Origin of the sequence: Bradyrhizobium sp. 23 (assembly GCF_023073295.1) — a bacterium.
Classification (GTDB): Bacteria; Pseudomonadota; Alphaproteobacteria; order Rhizobiales; family Xanthobacteraceae; genus Bradyrhizobium; species Bradyrhizobium canariense_D.
The window spans coordinates 56,910-57,621 of the sequence record NZ_JADPJF010000022.1 but is presented as its reverse complement, the minus strand read 5'-3'; the positions used below and the strand labels follow the sequence as shown (position 1 = coordinate 57,621).

Sequence of the window (712 nt, the reverse complement as noted above, 5' to 3'; positions counted from 1 at the left end):
GCCGACGACATCAAGTCGCTGCCGGTGCTGGTACGGCTCGTGCTGCAGGCCGCAGCCGTCGGCGCCGTCGTGTTCACCACGCCCGAGACCGCGCGCATCGTGCCGGCGCTGCCGCTCGCGCTGGAGCGCGGACTGATCCTGCTGGCGGGTGTGTGGTTCGTGAACCTCGTCAACTTCATGGACGGGCTCGACCTGATGACGGTGGCGGAAGTGGTGCCGGTCACCGCGGCGCTGCTGCTGCTGGGACTGCTCGGCGATCTGTCGTGGCCGGCCGCGCTGATCGCCGCGGCGCTGTGCGGCGCCATGCTCGGCTTTGCGCCGTTCAACAAGCCGGTCGCAAAAGTCTTCCTGGGCGATGTTGGCAGCCTGCCGATCGGCCTTTTGCTCGGCTGGTGCCTGCTCGAGCTCGCCTGGCGCGGGCAGCCCGCCGCGGCGCTGTTGCTGCCGGCCTATTACCTCGTGGATTCCACCATCACGCTGTTCCGGCGCATCGCCAGGCGCGAGCAATTCTGGTCGGCACATCGCTCGCATTTTTACCAGCGCGCCACCGACAATGGTTTCACGGTCCGGCGGGTGATTGGCGAGGTCTTCGCCCTCAATCTCGTGCTTGCGCTGCTTGCTGTCGTCACCATTCGTGCCGGTGCGACGGCGATCACGATCCTCGCGCTGCTGGCAGGCGCCGTCGCAGTCGGATTCGTGCTGCGACGGTTCT

Annotated in this window: 1 protein-coding gene; it reads left to right on the top strand. The window is 67.6% G+C overall.

Annotated elements, in window-relative coordinates; all coding sequences use genetic code 11:
- Positions 1–712: glycosyl transferase (locus tag IVB32_RS03365; protein ID WP_247409801.1), on the top strand; the 712-nt coding region annotated here is incomplete at both ends.